Here is an 18,155-nt window from a genome sequence, read left to right as displayed (position 1 = left end):
CAACAACCGATGGGACAAGCGACCAATACAGCGATACGGCAGTCATTACTGGAGTTAAAAGCCTCAGGTAAAACACTAAAATATATTAGTGAACACTTAGGTGTTCCCTATGCTACCCTGCGAAACTTATGGCATAAACACCAAAAAACTCCCCAATCAAATTTACGAACAGCATATGAGAACTGTGGCAAAAAGCCGCCCAGTAGATCCGATGTGATTTATCGAGGAGCTCTTTGGCTAAAACGTTTACATCCAAATTGGGGAAGCCCCTTGATTCATATGCACCTGGTCAATCGCTATGGTTGCTCTCAGGTGGTTCATGTACGCACGATTCAACGTTGGTTTTTGTCAGCTCATATGAGCAAACCACGTTCCCAAAAATTAGAACCCAAAATTGGGCAATCAACACAGGTTCATAACATCTGGCAGGTAGATGCCAAAGAACGATTAAGCTTAGAAAATGGTCAATCAGCTTGTTATTTGACCATTGTGGATGAAAAAAGTGGAGCTTGTCTGGAAGCACCCGTTTTCCCCCTATGCCCGAATCAATCAAGTGCCCATTGACCAAATACGGCAAAAACTTATTGAGGTTTTCAACAAATGGGGAAAAGCAGGTTGTTTTAGAGTAGATAATGGCGAGCCATTCGGAAGTCCTGCTGGGGCACCTACTCCGCCTTTAGCGCTGTGGCTTATCGCTCACGATATTGATTTGACTTGGAATAAACCTTATTGTCCACAGATGAATAATCGCGTTGAGAAAATGCAAGATACCACTCAACGCTGGGCAGAAGTGCAAGCTTGCCGTTGTTTACAAGAATTACAAGCCAAGCTAGATGCCCAAATTCATATTCAACGACAGCTGTATCCAGTAACTCGGCTGGAGGGAAAAACCAGGGCGATGGCTTTCCCTGAGTTAATTACTAAACAACGCGTATTTTCAAGTAAAGACTTTGATTCAAAGAGAGTTCATGAATTTATTGCAAAAAAAATCTACACTCGAAAAGTATCATCAGTAGGACAAATTACGCATTTCGGACAAACGATTAGGGTAGGAAAAGAATTTGCTCACCAATTTGTCCAACTTAAATTCAAGCCAGATACCTTGAAGTGGCAAATCTCGAACTCCACTCAAATTATCAAAAATATTGCCGATAACTGTCTTACTGATGATAGAATCAAAAATATGACCGTATTTTCAAAACAAAAAAACCAATCAAACTAAATGTCTGTTTGAGCGTACCTAACTTTAAAGCGTACAACAACTTTCGGGATGTTGTCTTTACACTTTCACTGAGTTTTCGTGGAACCACCTTTTACATTCTTCCAAACTTGACTGACCAGAGGCCACTTTTAGGATAAAATCCGTCAGAATGGAATTGCTGATCTCAAGTCGTAGCTCGTGATAATTGAGATTCAAGAAAATTAAAGCAGCTGCTAATCCTGTTCGTTTATTGCCATCGCTAAAAATATGGTTGCAAATAATGTTGTAACAATACAAGGCAGCTTTGTCAGAAATAGTTGGGTACAGTGGTTCTCCAAACATTTCTGCTTGAACAGCCTCCAGCAAATAATCTAAATTTTCTTCGTGTAAAAAATTACTGGGAGGCATAAAGTTTCCTCCGTGCGCTTCAATGGTTGCTATATTTAACCGAATAATCTGTTGTTTTGTGAGGTAAATCATTAAGCAAGTGCCTTAAACGTCTCTTCGTAACGGTTAAAATTCTTACGAATTAATGCTTCAAAATCAGCATCTTGTGAAGTTTTTGCCTCTTCTATCGCTGTTTCCAATAGCATATTTTTAAATAATTCGGGTTCTTCTTGAATCAACTCACGAAGCGCTTGCTTAACGATACTTTTGTCCAATACAGCTGTCATAGTGGTAGTTATTAAAATGCCTGAATTCGATTTCTTAACAAAGATGCAATTTATTTCATTCCAATTGGAAATTGGCACTCGCGAAATGAACCTTCCCGAAAGTTTCAAACTTTCGGGAAGGTTTGTGGAAGGGTTTATGTTTTACCCTAGTCTCACCAAATCTCGCAAATCGCTGTTAGACAAATCGCCCAGCCACGTTTCGCCGTCGGTGACGGTAAGGTTGGCGAGTTCGCGTTTGTTTTGGATGAGTTTATTGATTTTTTCTTCAAAACTACCTTGCGTGATAAAACGGTGTACCAATACGTTTTTGGTTTGGCCAATCCGAAAAGCGCGGTCGGTAGCCTGGGCCTCCACGGCGGGGTTCCACCACAAATCGTAATGAATCACGTTGTTGGCCGCCGTTAAGTTTAGCCCCGTTCCTCCCGCTTTAAGCGACAAAATCAAAATACGGGTCGAGCGATTGTGTTGAAAATCATCCACCATTTCATCGCGGTTTTTACGACTGATACCTCCGTGAAGGAAAGGGACTTCCAACTGCATTTGCTCCTGAAACATCGTTTGTAACAATGTCCCCATTTCTTCGTATTGCGTAAAAATGAGCGTTTTCTCGCCATTTTCGAGGATTTGACGAATCAAATCCAACAGCAATTGGGTCTTGCCCGATGCTTCGGGTTGAGCGCCGCCTTTTTTGAGGTAGTGCGTGGGGTGGTTACAAATTTGTTTGAGGGCAGTCATCATTTTAAAAATCAACCCACTACGTTTAAACCCATCTTTTTGTCCTTCAATTCCACGCAAGGCTTGATCTACCACGCTTTGATACAGGGCCGCTTGCTCGCCCGTGAGCGTACAAGCTTGGTCGATTTCAATTTTGTCGGGCAAATCTTGGATGATTTTTTTGTCCGTTTTTACCCGTCGTAAAATAAACGGCTCGGTCACGCGCTTAAACTTATCCAAGGCGTGTTGGTCGCGGTCAATCTCAATCGGAATGGCGTAATCGCTCACAAATTTTTTCAGATTGCCGAGGTAGCCTTTGTTGGCAAAATCAAAAATTGACCAGTATTCGGCCATGCGGTTTTCGACGGGCGTACCACTCATGGCGATTTTGATGCCCGATTTCATCTTTTTGACGGCCTTGGTTTGGGCAGTATTGGGGTTTTTGATGTTTTGCGCCTCGTCAATCACCATCACTGCCCATTTTAGCTTGCTCAAACCCTCTTCCTCGCTTCGAACCACGCCGTAGGTAGTGAGCAAAATATCGGCATCTTTGAGCGGAACCAAGCTGCGTCCCGAACCGTGATACAGGTGCAGACGAAGCTCGGGGGCAAATTTGCTGATTTCCTTCGACCAGTTGGTGAGCAAAGTCGTTGGTACTACAACCAGTCCTTTCAATTTTTTGAAAGCCCCTTCTTGCTTCATTTTCAGGAGGGTAGTGATGACTTGCAAGGTTTTTCCCAAACCCATGTCGTCGGCAATGAGGCTACCCATTCCCAAACGAGCATTTTTATACAGCCACTCGTAGCCGCGTTGTTGGTAGGGGCGTAAGTTGGCGGCAAGGCGCTCGGGAAGTGCAACGGCTTCGTTTTTCAACAACGATTTCATCCATTTTTGCGCCGATTTGGTGAGGGTTACGCCCGTACCGTTGTATTCTTCAGTAAGAGCCGTTTGTAACAATTCATTGCTATCGAGCGAAGGCGGGTTTTTGAGCTTTTCGAGCAGGGTTTTAATTTCTTTTTCGTCAAAATACGCGTACTGGTCTTTGATTTTTACCAACCCTCGGTAGTTCTCAATCATCCGCACAAAGCTTTGAGTATCAATGTGTTCGTCGCCCACGGCTACTTCCCAGCGGAACTTGAGCATATTTTCCAAACTGATAATCGACGAAGCTGCAACTTTACCGTCTTCTTCGCTGTCGAGCGTCATGGTAAGCTGCGGACGGAGTAATTTTTGCAAGGACTTTGGCAACTGAATTTTGATACCAAACAGTCGAATCGTTGGCAAAATTTTTAGAAGAATATTGGCAAACACCTCCGAATCGAATTGTAATGTTTTCGCTCCATGGCTGGCAATCAGTTGATTAAGTTGCGGAAAATGCTCCGCCATCATCGACAAGTCGCGCATCACGCCCATGCGTACGGGGGCATAGTTTCGGTCGGACATGAAGGTTTGGAGGGGAATCGGAATGTTGAGCTCAGACTTTTTATGTTCCACAAAAAGATTGACTTTAAAGCCTTCTTCCAGTTCTTCCACTTGTACCATTGGCACATAATCGCGTTGGGCAATGAAAAATTTATTGAGCCACAACTGAATGTTACTCGGGATTTCGCGGGACTCAAAACCACCAAAGAAAACCATTGAGTTTCTAAAAAAAAGGTCGTCGGTGTCGGTGGCTTTGTAGTCGTAATGGTCGTTGAATTGCCTTACCCGCTCGGTCAAAATGAGGGAAGACAAGGCATTCATAAAATCTGTTTCGGTAGGAATGAAAATGTCCCGTTTCCCAATTTTATAATACAGGATTTCGGGAGGCAATACTGCCCGAACGTGAGCCGACAGGGCGGCAACTTGTTCGTTGATTGTAGCTGGTATCCAGCGTATTAAATGGTATTCTCGTTTGAGTTTAGCGCGTAGCAATTGGGGAATAATCGCACCTCGTTCAAGGAGTTTGAGCGACAAACGGTTCAAAAAATAAAGCCCTTTGAGGGTAGGAGAAAGCTGTGGCAACTGCGACGAAGGCAAATGATGAATCCAATCAACAAACTTGGGGAGTTCATCAAATTGAAAGACAATGCGCTCGCGGGTATCTCGAAAATTGGCCTGCAAAAAGCCCAGCGCTTCGTCCATGATGATTTCGCCGCTTTCTACTGCGTCCAAATCTTTGTCGTATTCTTGCTCGCTTGGTTCTTCAGAAACGGCCAGTTCGCGCGCTTTTTTGGCAGTATGAATGTAAAATTTCTGTAAAACCTGTTTAAAATTGCCCGTTCGGTAAAACAAAGGTTTATCACCCAAAAGTGACAATAAATTATCCGAAATATCGGGAAGCGTCGAAAAATCCAGCGGGGCATACAGGGCTTCGTTGGGCTGAAAAACAATTTCTTCCGAGCCTTCAAACGGTTGGCGAATATCGGCTACATCGAGCGTTTCTACATCTTTTTGATCAGATGACGCAAACCCCAACGTTTCTAAACTTTTGAACAAATCAAAATCACGGAGCTCAAAAATCAGGAAAGGGTTTTTATCGATTTCGTTGGCAACCAAAAACAGCACCGCCGCGCGGTGTTTGCAAGGGTCGCTCCAGTCGGGACACGAACAATCGGAGTGAAAGGCTTCCCATGAGTTTGGAAATAACGAAATTCCTTGACGTTGACAGTCGTTGAATAATTCTGTAGGCAATTGACGATTCAGTAATTGCGTCAAATACAGTGGATTTTCAGTGATTAAATTCAGCAATCGGGCTTTGTCGGAGGGAGAAAGTGGGTCGATATTGAATGATATTTTATAAGGCCGAGGGCTGGTACCTTTTACCCGCGCCGCAATTTTATTACCCTCAAACGCAATGCTTTGGACTGAGCCGTTGTTAGCATACGTACGTCCTCTGGCCAATCGCCCGCTTTCATCGAGTCCTTCCAGTATCGTGATCCATTGTTGTCCCCACCACGTTTGTCCAAACGTACTTTTACGCTGAAATGCCATTCGTTTTTCGATTTTTGGCAAAAATAAGGAAGGATTGTTGAAGTCTGAAACACTACAGAATTGATAAATAGTAACTATTGAAACTGAGCGGCTTATAACCACATGATTGACAACTCAGGGCGGTGTATGATTCCTCGCCCTTTGGCCACTCGGTTTTACCCACCGATTGGGCGCATTTTGTTGCGTATATGAAGAAGTACTTGTAAGTCAGTGTGTTTGAATAGATAAAATGTTTTAGTTAAAATTTTTATCAAAAAATTCATAATTCAAGGGTTAGGTTTTTTGATTTTAGGTCTCGTGTCAGTAAAGGTCCTATTTGAACCCATGAAACCCAGACCCAAAGACGAACATACCCAACAACTCTGGCAAGATTACCGCGCAGGTGACCCCGCTTCGCTGGCGCAGTTGATGCAGTTGAATTACTCCGATTTATTTCATTGGGGAGTACGCTTTTGTCCCGAACGGGAGATGGTGAAAGACTGTATCCAAGAGCTTTTTTTGAGTCTTTGGCAAATACATGCGACCATCGGAGAGGTCGAAAATGTGCGGGCTTATTTGCTGAAGTCGCTTAAAACGAAGTTGCTAAGGGAGTTGTCAAAACAACACAACCATTTTTACGAATTAAACGACGACTACGATTTTGATGTGTTGTTTTCTGCCGACCTGCGCATGATTGAAGACGAGTATGAAGTATATCAACTCAAACGATTGGAACACGTATTGGGACAATTACCCGAACGCCAAAAAGAGCTCATTTATCTTCGATTTTATCAAGACCTAAGCTACGACCAAATTGCCGAAACAATGCAAATCGGCCGACAATCGCTGTATAATTTACTCCAAAAAGCACTGACAAGTTTAAGAAAACACTGGCAAGTGGGGCTCAATTTATTATTAGTAGCCATGTGGGTGAGATAATCAATTGGCCTTTGGGAAATTAACTGAAAAGCATTACATCAATCAAATGAAAAAATACGAAGAATATAACGCCTTAGATTTTGTTAAAGACGACTCATTCCGAGATTGGGTGCGTGGAAAAGGAGGTGATGAGGGTTTTTGGATGCGTTTTTTACAACAACATCCCGAAAAAAAGGCAGACATTCGTCAAGCGGAGTTGCTTATTCGGGCCATGAATGTAGCGCCCGAATCACTCTCTGAAAAAGAAGTTCGTCAGGAGGTGACTCAATTTTTAGAAAAAATTACCAAACCTTCTGACCAAGACGTATCAACGCCCGTACGGTTTTGGTGGCAACGTCCCCTCTATCAATTTGCGGCGGTTATGGCCTGCGCAATTCTTTCCTTTGGCGCTTGGTGGGCTATTAATGTGGACGAAAAATCGCCACTGATGAGTTCAATTCCTGCGCTTGACAATTCGCTGGCCGAAACGGTGAACGAAACGGAGGGTTTCTTACTGTTGACCCTAGAGGATGGCTCCACCGTCAAACTTAGCCCTCATAGTCGATTAAAGTACGCCCCAAAATTCACGGGTGAAAACCGCGAAGTGTTTCTGACGGGCGAGGCCCTGTTTGAAGTAGTGAAGAAAAAAGAGCCTTTTTTGGTACAAACAGGTAAGCTAACCACCAAAGTTTTGGGAACTGTTTTTACGGTAAGGGCTTATAAATCAGATAATCGCGTAACGGTACAAGTGCGGTCGGGAAAAGTTTCGGTGTATTCTGTTGATGAGAAAACCCCTAATGTGATGACCACCACCAAAGGCGTGATATTGACCGCTAACCAAGCGGCCGTCTTTGAAGAAAAAGAAAAACAACTCAGTAAAACATTGGTGTTAGAGCCAATTGTGTTGCGCCCCGAAGCCATTATAAACCATTATACTTATGACGAAAGTCCACTTCCGCAAGTTTTAAATCAATTAGAACAAGCTTATGGGATTCATTTTCAGTTTGACAATGAAAGTCTTAAAAACTGTAAAATCACCGCAACGCTTTCAAACGAATCCTTATATGATAAACTTAATTTACTCTGTAAAATCACGGGGGCAACCTACGAGATTGTGGACGGCCAAATCATCTTTGACGCCCAAGGATGTATCTAAAAAAAAATCGGCAGTGGTTCCAGCACGGCCGATTTGGATTTAACTTTTTTCAAATGTGTGTCTAAGCTATCTAAAAAAAGATGGTAGTGAAGATGAATGTCTCAAAACCAATGTTATAAACCCAGACAAATTTATGCAAAACCTTTTTACTGGTCAATTTTGGCTTCGAATTATGAGGTTTACTTTGACGCAACTGATGGTTGCTGTGCTATTTTTGAGCATATCTCATGCCCACAAAATGCACGCTCAGGAACTCCTGAATCAACGACTCACGCTAAGTTTTGAAAGCGCTGAAATCAAAAAAGTGCTTCAGCGCATCGAAAAAACGACGAATGTGCAATTTATGTACAGCTCCAACGTGCTAAAAAGTACACAGCGTGTATCTCTAGCCGTTAACAACGAACGCTTGGCGGTTGTACTTGAAAGCTTACTCACGCCCATGGAAGTGGCATACGAAGTAGCAGGTAATCGTATCTTACTCAAACGAGTAAAAGCTGAAAAAACAGCCACGCCCAATCAAACTTCTGTCCACCCAAACGAATTCGCCCCCATCGACCGACAAATAATCGGAAAAGTAATCGATGAAAGTGGGGGAGGATTACCAGGGGTAAGTGTGGTGGTCAAAGGCACAGCCAAAGGGGCTATTACAGACAGCGATGGTAAGTACAACCTCAGTATTCCAGAAGGGAACGTCACGTTGGTGTATAGCTTCGTTGGTTATGAAGCCCAAGAAGTTGTCGTTGGGAGCCGTACTACCGTAGATGTTACCTTAAAAGTGGACGTCAAAGCCCTGAGCGAAGTCGTAGTGGTGGGTTATGGTACCCAAAATCGGAAAGACGTAACGGGTTCTATCGCCTCTATTAGCGCGCAAGACATCAAGGATATGCCCGTGACCAACGTGGCAGAAGGGATGGCTGGAAAACTTCCTGGGGTGTTAATTCAGCAAACCACAGGTGCGCCTGGCAATAGCCCTTCGGTGAAAATCCGAGGGTTCGGCTCAATCAGCGCAGGAAATGGGCCGTTGATTGTGGTGGATGGACAGCCTCTTAACTCAGGCGACCTAACCAACGGTAGCGGCCTTAATCTAATGAATCCCAATGATATCGAAAGCGTCGATGTATTGAAAGATGCCTCCGCTACCGCTATTTTTGGTTCAAGAGGAGCCAACGGTGTAATGATGATTACAACCAAGCGGGGTAAAGCGGGACGTAGCCGTATCAATTTTGATTATTATACGGGCGTGCAAGAAATTAGCAAAAAAATGGACATGCTCAATGCCCAACAATTTGCGGAATTTAGCAAGGAAGCTTCCAACAACGCCTATGTAGAACGCGTAGCGGGTGCGCAGGCTTCTGACCCTAACAGCGTACGCGCGGCAGGAAACCGCTACCGTTATCCACGTGGCGAATTTCCAGGAATCGACTTTGACAACCCTGCTTCATTAACGTCTTACGACTACCAAAGCCTGATTTTTAGACAAGCACCCATCAGTAGTTACCAGATGTCGGGTTCGGGCGGAACTGATAAAGTCCAGTACATGGTTTCGGGAAATTACCTAAAACAAGACGGTATTATCAATACTTCGGGACTAAAACGCTACACGTTCCGTTCCAATATCGACGCCCAATTGTCGCCAAAATTAAAAATTGGAATGAGTGTTAGCCCTTCGTTTACGACTGAGCGCCGCGTCAATTCGGATGGACACTGGGCAAGCAATGGTGTCATCAACGCCGCTTTATCGCAAGCACCTATCATTCCAATTTACCAAGCAGATGGCGTGACCTACAACTCCCAAGCGTCGATTGCAGGAGCGTATGACTGGGCTGGGGTTACCAACCCTGTGGCTAACATCACAGAGTTAGATAATACGGCAACTACATTGCGCTTGTTGGGCAATACATACGCAGATTTGACGATCTGGAAAACCCTTAAATACCGCGCTACTTTTGGTGCTGACTTAAATTATTTCCGCCAAAATCAGTTCCAGACATCGGCCATTCCATTGAATCAATTATTGCCTCCCAACGCCAATTCGGGGTCTTCGGCTACGCGCCAATCCATCAACTGGGTTACAAGCCATACGTTAGGTTATAATGTCAGCTTTATGGCCGATCACTACCTCGATGCTTTGGTGGGTTTTGAGGCACAAAAAAATGATTTTGAGTCGAATAGTGTCAACGCTAACCGATTCCCCAACGATATTGTACGTACAGTCAACGCGGGCGTAATAATCGGTGGTAGTTCTTTGCGCGATCAGTGGTCGTTGGCGTCGTATTTTGCAAGGGTAGGTTATACTTACAAAGACCGTTATTTGGTCAATGCTTCTATTCGCCGCGATGGTTCATCTCGTTTTGGAATGAATCAGCGTTATGGAATCTTCCCATCAGCTTCTATTGGCTGGCGCGTTACGGAAGAGCCATTCATGAAAAACATTCCGACCATATCCGAAATGAAACTCAAGGTAAGTTATGGTTTGGCGGGAAATAATGCTTTCTCAAACTATGGCTCAATCGGTATTTTGGGGGCTGATAACTACGTTTTCGGAAATGCCCTTGTCAATGGTTTGGCTACTTCAACCATCGGGAACGATAACCTAACTTGGGAAAAAAGCCGTCAAACGGATATTGGTTTGGAGCTAGGTTTATGGAAAAATCGAATCTTCTTCACCGCCGATTATTATTCAAGAATCACTACCGATTTACTACTTTCGGTACAAGTTCCTACTCTCACAGGTTTTTCGACCGCCAGTCGTAACATTGGCAAAGTTGAAAACAAAGGAATGGAATTTGGCCTTGTGACTCGCAACACCACTGGTAATTTGAAATGGACGACAGATTTGAATATTTCGTTTAACCGCAACAAAGTATTGGCACTTGGGCCCACAGGCGATGCCATTAGAAGTGGTACGGGTGTGGGGGAAACCAACATTACAGTCATTGGTAAACCACTTGGAAACTTCTACGGCTACCAGCAATTGGGGGTATTTAAAGACCAAGCCGATTTGGACAGCTACCCACACGACGCCACGGCGCGCCCTGGTGATGTGAAGTTTGCGGATATCAATAACGATGGTAAAATCAATGCTGACGACCGTACAATTATCGGAAACAACCAGCCTGATTTTATTTATGGTATGACAAATACCTTGTCTTTCAAAGGTTTTGATCTTGGAATTACCGTTCAAGGAATTCAAGGTGGGCAGATTCTAAACTTGAGCCGTCGTTTTATCGAAAACTTAGAGGGAAGTCAAAATCAATTATCGACCGTACTCAATCGCTGGCGTTCACCGCAAGACCCAGGCAACGGGATTGTCCCGCGTGCCAATCAACGTACTACTGGAAACAACAACGCTATTTCGAGCCGTTGGGTTGAGAGTGCAAGTTACTTCCGAGTTCGTAACATCACCTTAGGTTATAACTTGCCAAAAGCCACTCTTGAACGCGTTAAAATCCAAAGCCTTCGATTGTATGGTGGTATCCAAAATGCCTTTACTTCCACCAAATACCTGGGCTTCAATCCTGAGGTGAGTGGTTACGAAAACGCCCTTACGGGTGGCGTCGATTATGGTTCTTATCCATTAGCGCGTACATATACCATAGGTTTGAATATCGGTTTCTAATCCCAAAAACGGTAACACAATGAAAAGAAGATACATATACCTTACCGCCGTCGTACTAAGTCTGAGCGGTTGTAAAGAGAGTTTTTTTGCACTTGCTCCTATTTCCTCTACCAGCACTGCTACTTTTTATAAGACTGGCAATGACATGGTGATTGCCCTCAATGCGACCTACGGCTCACTTCAGTCCTCGGGACAATATGGCAGTTACTACGTAGTTTCAGAAATACCATCCGACGATACCACACCTGTATTGTCAGGCTCGGTTACTGACCAAGACGAGTTTGATAAGTTTTATCTCCGTACTACCAATCCTTTCTTAGCTACTCGCTGGAACGACGGCTACCGTGGTATTTACCGCGCCAATGCTATTATTGATCGGATTGCCGCAGTGTCGATGGACGAGAACCTTAAAAAGCGGGTTGTTGGCGAAACCAAGTTTTTGCGGGCGCTGATGTATTTTAACTTAGTAAGGGTATTTGGCGATGTGCCGTTGGTACTGAAAGAAACCACCGACCCTGCCGAAGGATATGAATACGCGCGCGCGTCGGTATCAGATGTATATGCCCAAATCGTCAAAGATTTGACTGAAGCCGAAGCAAGCCTTCCTGACCGATATACGGGAGCTGATGTAGGGCGCGCGACCAAAGGTGCGGCCAAATCGTTGCTCGGAAAAGTGTATTTGACCCGTAAACAATACGCCGAAGCAGCAACAAAGCTCAAAGAGGTCATCGACGGTGGCGTATATGATTTGTTGCCCAACTACGCAGATGTATTCAAAGCGGCCAACAAAAACCATAAAGAATCAATTTTTGATATTCAATACAAAAAAGGTTCAATCGGAGAAGGCAACGGCCTCCCCAATACCTACGCTCCTGAAAACTCAGGCAACTCAGTGGTGCAGTTTGGGGGAGGTGGGAACAACCGCCCCACCGCCGATTTTGTAAACGCCTACGAAGCGGGAGATTTACGCCAAAATGCCTCAATGGCAACAGGTTATACCAACGCCCAAGGCGTGCGCGTTGAGTACAACTACGTCCGCAAATATTCGGATGCTCCAACCGTCAGTGGTGATTCGGAAGACAATTTCCCTGTGTTGCGTTATGCCGATGTGTTGTTGATGTATGCCGAAGCGCTCAATGAAACGGCCAAACCTGCGGAGGCATTGCCTTACCTCAACCGCGTTCGTCAAAGAGCGGGGTTAGCCGCAAAAGGCACGTTAAATCAGGCCGAAATGCGCTTAGCTATCGAGCAAGAACGCCGTATGGAGCTGGCGTTTGAAGGACATCGTTGGTTCGATTTGGTGCGTACAGGTCGCGCCATTCCTGTGCTTACGGCCAAGGCACAAGCCATTGGCATTAAAGCCAGTTTAACCGAAAATAACCTCGTTTTTGCCGTTCCGCAAAGTCAGATAGATATTAATCCATCCAAGATTAAGCAAAATCCAGGGTACTAATGTTAGCAATAACAGCCTATTACTCGGCCATTTAAACTATATCTACCATTATTAGAAATACAAAAAGCGCAGCCCTGTAATATGGGGCTGCGCTTGCTTTTTGTTAGTGAAGTTAATCGTTAGAAGATTTAGCTTTCTTTCAAATTCACCGTTTTGGTAGGGTCAATTTTGAGCCAAAGCAACGCGGCTACAAACAAACAACTCGCAATCAGAAAGAGTGGAATATTGAAATTTTTGGTATTCTCGACCACCATTCCAAAGATAATAGTGATGAAAAACCCGCCCATTTGTCCCGCAAAATTCATTGAGCCAGCTACTGTTCCTGCGTTTCGTTTGCCAATATCCACACACACCGCAAAGGCAACGGGCAGGGCTAAGTCTTTGGTCAGGACACAAATGGCTAACAAATAACCCGCTAATTGGTCGTCGGGCGTAAGGCCAGCGGCTAAGAAAAAGAAACTAGATAAGCCCAGACCTGTGAGTGCAACGGCACGACGGCCTACTTTTAAACCGTATTTTTTGGTAAGAAAATCGCTGAGAATACCGCCTACTACGCAGCCAATAGCCCCCAAAAAATATGACAGTGAAATGAAGTTTTTTGACTGTTCTTCGGTCATGTGGCGGCCTTCTTGAAAATAGGTAGAAGACCAGTTGGTGAAGAAATAAGAGCCGTAAAAAAACAAATGACACATCAACATCAAGGCCCAGATGTCGGGATTGAGAATAATGGTTTTCCACGGAATGGCGTGGTCGGTCTGTTTAAGATTTCTGCCCACTTCAATCTCCCGAATTTCTTCTTCAGAAATGCCTTCCATGGAGCCTGGCTCATCGCGGAACCAAATAAACCAAGCCAACGCCCAAAGCGCTCCTGCGGCTCCTAATACCACAAATGCCCAGCGCCAACCCACCGCATGAACCAACGGAATGACCAGCAGGGGAGTAAGCGCGCCGCCGATGCGCCCCGCCGCCCAAATGGCCGATTGGGCACGGCCTACCTCGATGGCAGGAAACCAGCGCGAAATGGCAATGGTGGCGTTGGGGTAGGCGCCAGCCTCGCCCATACCAAAAAGAAAACGTACGACGAGTAAATACAAAAAGTTGAAGGCCGTACCCGTCAGTGCAGTAAAGCCCGACCACCAAAGTACCACCCGCGTCAAAACGCGACGGGGGCCAAGGCGATCGCCCATGGCCCCCGTCGGGATTTCAAATAGTGCATAAGCCAATGAAAATGCGCCTAAAATCCAGCCTAATTCTTGGTTGTTTAAACCTAAATCGGCTTTGACGTACTTGCTGACAACGTTCATACAAACGCGGTCAAGGAAAGTGATAATCGAAAGCGCGAATAAAAAAGCAAGCGTTCGGTAGCGATATTTCATGGGTTAAGGTTAGTTACCACATCAGCGAATAATTGATTTTTGACGCTGCGGGCACTACTAACTCTTGATTTCCGCCAATGGTTCGGATAGCCGCTCCGTCAGCTTGAATATAGTAACTTTTATCGACAACAAAGGTATTGTCGCTGATTTTTACGATTTCTTTTCCTGAAGCCAAACGGCATTTCAAGGTAGCAGGAATGGTTCCTGCAATGCGAAGCTCACGGTTCAAGAATTTGCTATCCGCATCGGGGCGAATCTGGTCTTCAACTTTTACGCCAGCTACGTCATATTTGAACGTAGGACGACCCGCGGCGTCGATTTCGTATCCGCGCTGACGGAAGCCATCGGTTTCGCCGTATGAAGCAGGCCAAGCCGTTTGTTCACTGGCAATCAATGCTAAAGTTGGCTGGTTGTTGAGGTTTAGTACGCTTCCCTGAGGAATACTCATGCCATTTCCGCGGTCGTTCCACATAGGCGTCACATCCAAGAAATCGCCTTTCCACACGCGGGCCAATGCTCCTTTTTCGAGGTTGATGGCGTAGTGAATTCCCGTAGGCTCACCTACTGAAACCCCGTGTGAAACGTTTTCGTTGGCAATACGGAAAAAGCTACGGTGAACTACTGGTGTGCTGCCTGGGGCAACAAGGATAGGATTGGTAGGATTGCTAAGGTTGACAGAGCCCAATCCTTGCAATTCGATGGCACGGTTAAAGTCACTTTCTATCGACAACCCGAGCGATGATTTTGCCCAGTCGGTGTTTTTGTTATACACATATTCAAAAGGCACTTCGCCCGCTGGTAAATTAACTTTAGCTTGGCCTTCCCACCATTTCCATTTCAAGATTTCTTCGTTGTTTACCCTAAGGATACCATTACCACCGTTGTGTACGGTTTGGAAACGATACTCTCCAGCGACAGGTACAACCAATTTTCCTGTAAAACGCAACAGATAGCCGTTGTCTTTGTTGGCGACATCGTACGTAAGTTTTTCCAGCGAACCCTCTTTGACCAATTTGGTTTTGCTGTAATCAGGCTCGGCCATAAAAATACCATCGTACTGGGCAAACTTTAGGTCTTTCAATTGAGGCACTTGCTCGCCGTATTGTTTTACAGAAAGGTTGCGGAAAGCTACGCAGCCGTGGTCACCTTGAATAAGAATGGGGCCTTTGGCTACTTCACCGTCAAGGCTGCCGCGGGTAGGGCCAGCAAGTTCTACGTTTTCCTGAACAGTGATGCCATTGACCTCAATTTTCAAAACTTTTGCATTGGCAATTTTTTTACCTGAACCGTCGAAACGAGGTGCTTGGAAAATGATTTTCATGTGTTGCCACAAACCTGGTGCTTTGCTGGCATTCATGCGAGGGGCATAGCCTTCGTAACCCTTTTGTCCAGTGGGTCTAGATTCATCCCAACGCTCGTAAATGGCCCCCAAATCGTGGGCGTGGGGTTGACGTACGCCCCAGCTATCAAATAATTGGATTTCGTACCGACCTTGTAGGTAAAAGCCTGAGTTGGAGCCTCTGGCCATCATAAAGTCAAACTCTACGTCGGCATCACCGTGCTCGAAATTAGTTAATAAATCGTACTGACGACCATATTTGCCCTTTGGGTGAATACAAGCCAACACACCCTTACCCGCAGTAGTGCTCATGGCATTGTTTTGAGCAAGGTCAACTACCGCATCGCCAACAATCGACCAGTTGGCCGATGGGTTTTTAAAAGAACTAAGGTCGTTTAAAGAAATGGTTTGGCTTTTTACGACTAATGAAATAAGACTAAAAAGCGGTACTAATTTGCGTATCATGTTGATTTGTTAAAATGTGCCTTTCGGCAGCGATGGTATTGGATTACGTGTTAAAGTCAAATCGTACTAAAGTCGAACAATGTCAGCGCCGATGGCATTGAGACGGGTGTCAATATTTTGATACCCACGGTCGATTTGCTCGATGTTATCAATAATACTTACACCTTTGGCCGACAAAGCAGCAATCAACAACGATACTCCCGCACGAATGTCAGGGGAAGTCATGCGGATACCACGAAGCTGCGTAGCGCGATTAAGCCCAACGACTGTAGCACGGTGAGGGTCACAGAGGATGATTTGCGCGCCCATTTCAATCAATTTGTCCACGAAGAACAAACGGCTTTCAAACATTTTTTGGTGAATAAGCACCGTCCCTTTGGCCTGAATCGCTGTCACGAGGACAATGCTCAACAAGTCAGGCGTAAAGCCTGGCCAAGGTGCATCGGCCACAACCAGCATCGAGCCGTCGATAAACGATTCTACTTCATAGTGTTCTTGAGAAGGGATAAAAATATCGTCGCCTCGGAATTCCATTTGAATACCCAGTTTTTGGAAAACCCCAGGAATAACCCCCAAATCAGGAACGGAGCAGTTTTTGATGGTGATTTCGCTTTTGGTCATGGCCGCCAACCCAATGAAAGAACCAATCTCAATCATATCGGGAAGCATGGTGTGTTCAGTTCCAAAAAGTTCAGACACCCCTTCGATGCTAAGTAAGTTAGAACCTACGCCTGAGATTTTTGCTCCCATGCGGTTCAACATTTTACAAAGTTGTTGCAAATAAGGCTCACAGGCAGCATTATAAATGGTCGTAATTCCTTCGGCCATCACAGCGGCCATTACGATGTTTGCAGTACCAGTTACAGATGCTTCATCGAGCAACATATAAACGCCCTTCAGCCCGCTGGCGTCCACTTGATAAAATCCGCCGTCGTTGGCATCGTACTCAAATTTTGCGCCCAAACGTTCAAATCCCAAAAAGTGAGTATCCAAGCGGCGGCGCCCAATTTTATCGCCACCTGGGCGGGGAATGCGTCCTTTTTTGAAGCGCGCTAACATGGGGCCTAAAAGCATCACCGACCCGCGAAGCGCGGCAGCTTTTTGGCGATACATTTCGGTTTCCATGAATTCGAGGTTGACGTCAGAAGCCTCAAAGCGAATGGAAGAGTCGCTCAGACGAGTGCGTTTTACCCCCAAATCTCCCAATAAATCAATGAGTTGGTTTACATCTCTGATATTGGGAATATTATGAATAGTAACAGGTTCTTTGGTCAGTAAGACAGCACATAAGATTTGCAATGCTTCGTTTTTGGCACCTTGGGGAGTAATCTCACCTTTCAATGAATGCCCACCTGCTATTTTGAATGAAGCCATGTGTTGGAAATAAGCGTTAGGGGGATTGAAATAAACGTTCGGTTCTTATCTTTTTTGCAAAGCTATCATTTTTTAAAAAAAGATTACAATTGGAAGAAGCACCGAGGGCATAAAAAAAGTCGTGGACAGCAACTGCCGTCCACGACTTTCGCGTGTGCGTTCCTCAAATAATAAGGCATGGTATGCCTACAAACTAAAAGTATTTGACCAATACCTTTGGCTTGCAACTATATGTACGCAAAAAAGTGAACGAGGGTTGCTTCTTTGTTTAAAAAAGTTCAAAAAACATTCTTGGTTTTATGAATAAAGCGGAAATTACTTTTATATTTGTCTCGCTATAGGTAGTTTCTCTGTTTCTCTCGACTTGCTGTGTACTTGTCATTTGCTAGACGGAGTATTAGATCGAAGGCCGTCCATAGCGCACCAAGTCACATTATATCAAATTAATGCACAATGAACATTTATGTAGCAAATGTCCCGTTCAAAGCGAACGATGACGAATTAAACGAATTATTTGCGGAATTTGGGGAGGTATCGTCTGCCCGCATTATTATGGACAAGTTCACAGGCAAAAGCCGTGGTTTTGCGTTTGTCGAGATGCCTAACGATGAAGAAGGAAATCAAGCGATTTCACAACTTAATGGTTATGAGTTTTTAGGTAAAGTACTCGTTGTAAACGAGGCTCGTCCACGCGAAGATCGTCCACGCACGGGTGGAGGTGGCTTCGGTGGTGGCAACCGCGGTGGCGGTGGTGGCTACGGAGGCGGTGGTAACCGCGGCGGTGGCGGTGGTTACGGCGGCGGCGGTGGTCGTGATAACGATTATAAGAAGCGCTGGTAAGCTAACAACAATATTGAGAGCAAGAGCCGATTCCTTGGAATCGGCTCTTTTTTTTGTACTTTCCAACCATTTTA

At 45.0% G+C, this 18,155-nt stretch carries 13 protein-coding genes; 7 read left to right on the top strand and 6 right to left on the bottom strand.

Features of this window, described 5'->3' with window-relative positions; translation table 11 throughout:
• The first annotated feature begins 9 nt into the window (after positions 1-9).
• Together DTQ70_RS30675 and DTQ70_RS11330 are read left to right on the top strand one after the other, a co-directional pair.
• The gene (locus tag DTQ70_RS30675) at positions 10-564 is read left to right on the top strand and encodes a hypothetical protein (RefSeq protein ID WP_164489881.1); all 555 of its coding nucleotides are present in this window, start codon (positions 10-12) and stop codon (positions 562-564) included.
• The gene (locus tag DTQ70_RS11330; RefSeq protein ID WP_122929371.1) at positions 494-1,222 is read left to right on the top strand and encodes a hypothetical protein; all 729 of its coding nucleotides are present in this window, start codon (positions 494-496) and stop codon (positions 1,220-1,222) included. Before DTQ70_RS30675 ends, DTQ70_RS11330 begins: the two co-directional genes overlap by 71 nt.
• A 57-nt stretch (positions 1,223-1,279) precedes the next feature.
• On the opposite strand, the gene DTQ70_RS11325 is transcribed toward DTQ70_RS11330, so the two are convergent.
• From DTQ70_RS11325 to DTQ70_RS11315, 3 genes are all read right to left on the bottom strand, one after another.
• On the bottom strand, positions 1,280-1,681 hold the full coding sequence (locus tag DTQ70_RS11325) for a type II toxin-antitoxin system death-on-curing family toxin (protein WP_122930901.1): 402 nt from the start codon (positions 1,679-1,681) through the stop codon (positions 1,280-1,282).
• Positions 1,681-1,875: a hypothetical protein gene (locus DTQ70_RS11320; protein WP_122930900.1), complete on the bottom strand. Its 195-nt coding sequence runs from the start codon at positions 1,873-1,875 to the stop codon at positions 1,681-1,683. Before DTQ70_RS11320 ends, DTQ70_RS11325 begins: the two co-directional genes overlap by 1 nt.
• Before the next feature lie 141 nt (positions 1,876-2,016).
• On the bottom strand, positions 2,017-5,562 hold the full coding sequence (locus tag DTQ70_RS11315; protein WP_122930899.1) for an SNF2-related protein: 3,546 nt from the start codon (positions 5,560-5,562) through the stop codon (positions 2,017-2,019).
• A gap of 324 nt (positions 5,563-5,886) precedes the next feature.
• Between DTQ70_RS11315 and DTQ70_RS11310 the strand changes: the two genes are divergently transcribed.
• The 4 genes from DTQ70_RS11310 (at position 5,887) to DTQ70_RS11295 (ending at position 12,687) form a co-directional block, all read left to right on the top strand.
• Positions 5,887-6,480: an RNA polymerase sigma factor gene (locus DTQ70_RS11310; RefSeq protein ID WP_122930898.1), complete on the top strand. Its 594-nt coding sequence runs from the start codon at positions 5,887-5,889 to the stop codon at positions 6,478-6,480.
• A gap of 46 nt (positions 6,481-6,526) precedes the next feature.
• Positions 6,527-7,615, top strand: a complete 1,089-nt coding sequence (locus DTQ70_RS11305) for a FecR family protein (protein WP_122930897.1) — start codon at positions 6,527-6,529, stop codon at positions 7,613-7,615.
• Positions 7,616-7,748: 133 nt separating this feature from the next.
• Positions 7,749-11,234 (top strand): TonB-dependent receptor, encoded by a 3,486-nt coding sequence (locus DTQ70_RS11300; protein ID WP_229600118.1) that lies wholly within the window; start codon positions 7,749-7,751, stop codon positions 11,232-11,234.
• A 19-nt stretch (positions 11,235-11,253) separates the two neighbouring features.
• Positions 11,254-12,687, top strand: a complete 1,434-nt coding sequence (locus tag DTQ70_RS11295; RefSeq protein ID WP_122930896.1) for a RagB/SusD family nutrient uptake outer membrane protein — start codon at positions 11,254-11,256, stop codon at positions 12,685-12,687.
• A gap of 128 nt (positions 12,688-12,815) precedes the next feature.
• Here DTQ70_RS11295 and DTQ70_RS11290 read toward each other — a convergent pair whose 3' ends face one another.
• The 3 genes from DTQ70_RS11290 to murA form a co-directional block, all read right to left on the bottom strand.
• Positions 12,816-14,063, bottom strand: a complete 1,248-nt coding sequence (locus DTQ70_RS11290) for an MFS transporter (protein WP_122930895.1) — start codon at positions 14,061-14,063, stop codon at positions 12,816-12,818.
• Positions 14,064-14,076: 13 nt separating this feature from the next.
• Positions 14,077-15,867 carry a family 16 glycoside hydrolase gene (locus tag DTQ70_RS11285; protein WP_122930894.1) on the bottom strand — a complete coding sequence of 597 codons (1,791 nt, stop codon included), beginning with the start codon at positions 15,865-15,867 and terminating at the stop codon, positions 14,077-14,079.
• Between the two features lie 66 nt (positions 15,868-15,933).
• Positions 15,934-17,241 (bottom strand): UDP-N-acetylglucosamine 1-carboxyvinyltransferase, encoded by a 1,308-nt coding sequence (murA, locus tag DTQ70_RS11280; RefSeq protein WP_122930893.1) that lies wholly within the window; start codon positions 17,239-17,241, stop codon positions 15,934-15,936.
• Between the two features lie 453 nt (positions 17,242-17,694).
• On the opposite strand from murA, the gene DTQ70_RS11275 reads away from it, so the two are divergent.
• Positions 17,695-18,081: an RNA-binding protein gene (locus DTQ70_RS11275; RefSeq protein ID WP_028526504.1), complete on the top strand. Its 387-nt coding sequence runs from the start codon at positions 17,695-17,697 to the stop codon at positions 18,079-18,081.
• Positions 18,082-18,155 lie beyond the last annotated feature (74 nt).

Origin of the sequence: Runella sp. SP2, from assembly GCF_003711225.1 — a bacterium.
In the GTDB taxonomy this organism is placed as follows: domain Bacteria; phylum Bacteroidota; class Bacteroidia; order Cytophagales; family Spirosomataceae; genus Runella.
The sequence above is the reverse complement of the archived record's forward strand: the minus strand, read 5'-3'. Positions and strand labels throughout refer to the sequence as shown.

What these genes read in the sequence shown, in the direction of transcription:
- DTQ70_RS30675 (WP_164489881.1), top strand. Translation starts at nt 10, where the DNA reads ATGGGACAAGCGACCAATACAGCGATACGGCAGTCATTACTGGAGTTA.
- DTQ70_RS11330 (WP_122929371.1), top strand. Translation starts at nt 494, where the DNA reads ATGAAAAAAGTGGAGCTTGTCTGGAAGCACCCGTTTTCCCCCTATGCC.
- DTQ70_RS11325 (WP_122930901.1), bottom strand. Translation starts at nt 1,681, where the DNA reads ATGATTTACCTCACAAAACAACAGATTATTCGGTTAAATATAGCAACC.
- DTQ70_RS11320 (WP_122930900.1), bottom strand. Translation starts at nt 1,875, where the DNA reads ATGACAGCTGTATTGGACAAAAGTATCGTTAAGCAAGCGCTTCGTGAG.
- DTQ70_RS11315 (WP_122930899.1), bottom strand. Translation starts at nt 5,562, where the DNA reads ATGGCATTTCAGCGTAAAAGTACGTTTGGACAAACGTGGTGGGGACAA.
- DTQ70_RS11310 (WP_122930898.1), top strand. Translation starts at nt 5,887, where the DNA reads ATGAAACCCAGACCCAAAGACGAACATACCCAACAACTCTGGCAAGAT.
- DTQ70_RS11305 (WP_122930897.1), top strand. Translation starts at nt 6,527, where the DNA reads ATGAAAAAATACGAAGAATATAACGCCTTAGATTTTGTTAAAGACGAC.
- DTQ70_RS11300 (WP_229600118.1), top strand. Translation starts at nt 7,749, where the DNA reads ATGCAAAACCTTTTTACTGGTCAATTTTGGCTTCGAATTATGAGGTTT.
- DTQ70_RS11295 (WP_122930896.1), top strand. Translation starts at nt 11,254, where the DNA reads ATGAAAAGAAGATACATATACCTTACCGCCGTCGTACTAAGTCTGAGC.
- DTQ70_RS11290 (WP_122930895.1), bottom strand. Translation starts at nt 14,063, where the DNA reads ATGAAATATCGCTACCGAACGCTTGCTTTTTTATTCGCGCTTTCGATT.
- DTQ70_RS11285 (WP_122930894.1), bottom strand. Translation starts at nt 15,867, where the DNA reads ATGATACGCAAATTAGTACCGCTTTTTAGTCTTATTTCATTAGTCGTA.
- murA (WP_122930893.1), bottom strand. Translation starts at nt 17,241, where the DNA reads ATGGCTTCATTCAAAATAGCAGGTGGGCATTCATTGAAAGGTGAGATT.
- DTQ70_RS11275 (WP_028526504.1), top strand. Translation starts at nt 17,695, where the DNA reads ATGAACATTTATGTAGCAAATGTCCCGTTCAAAGCGAACGATGACGAA.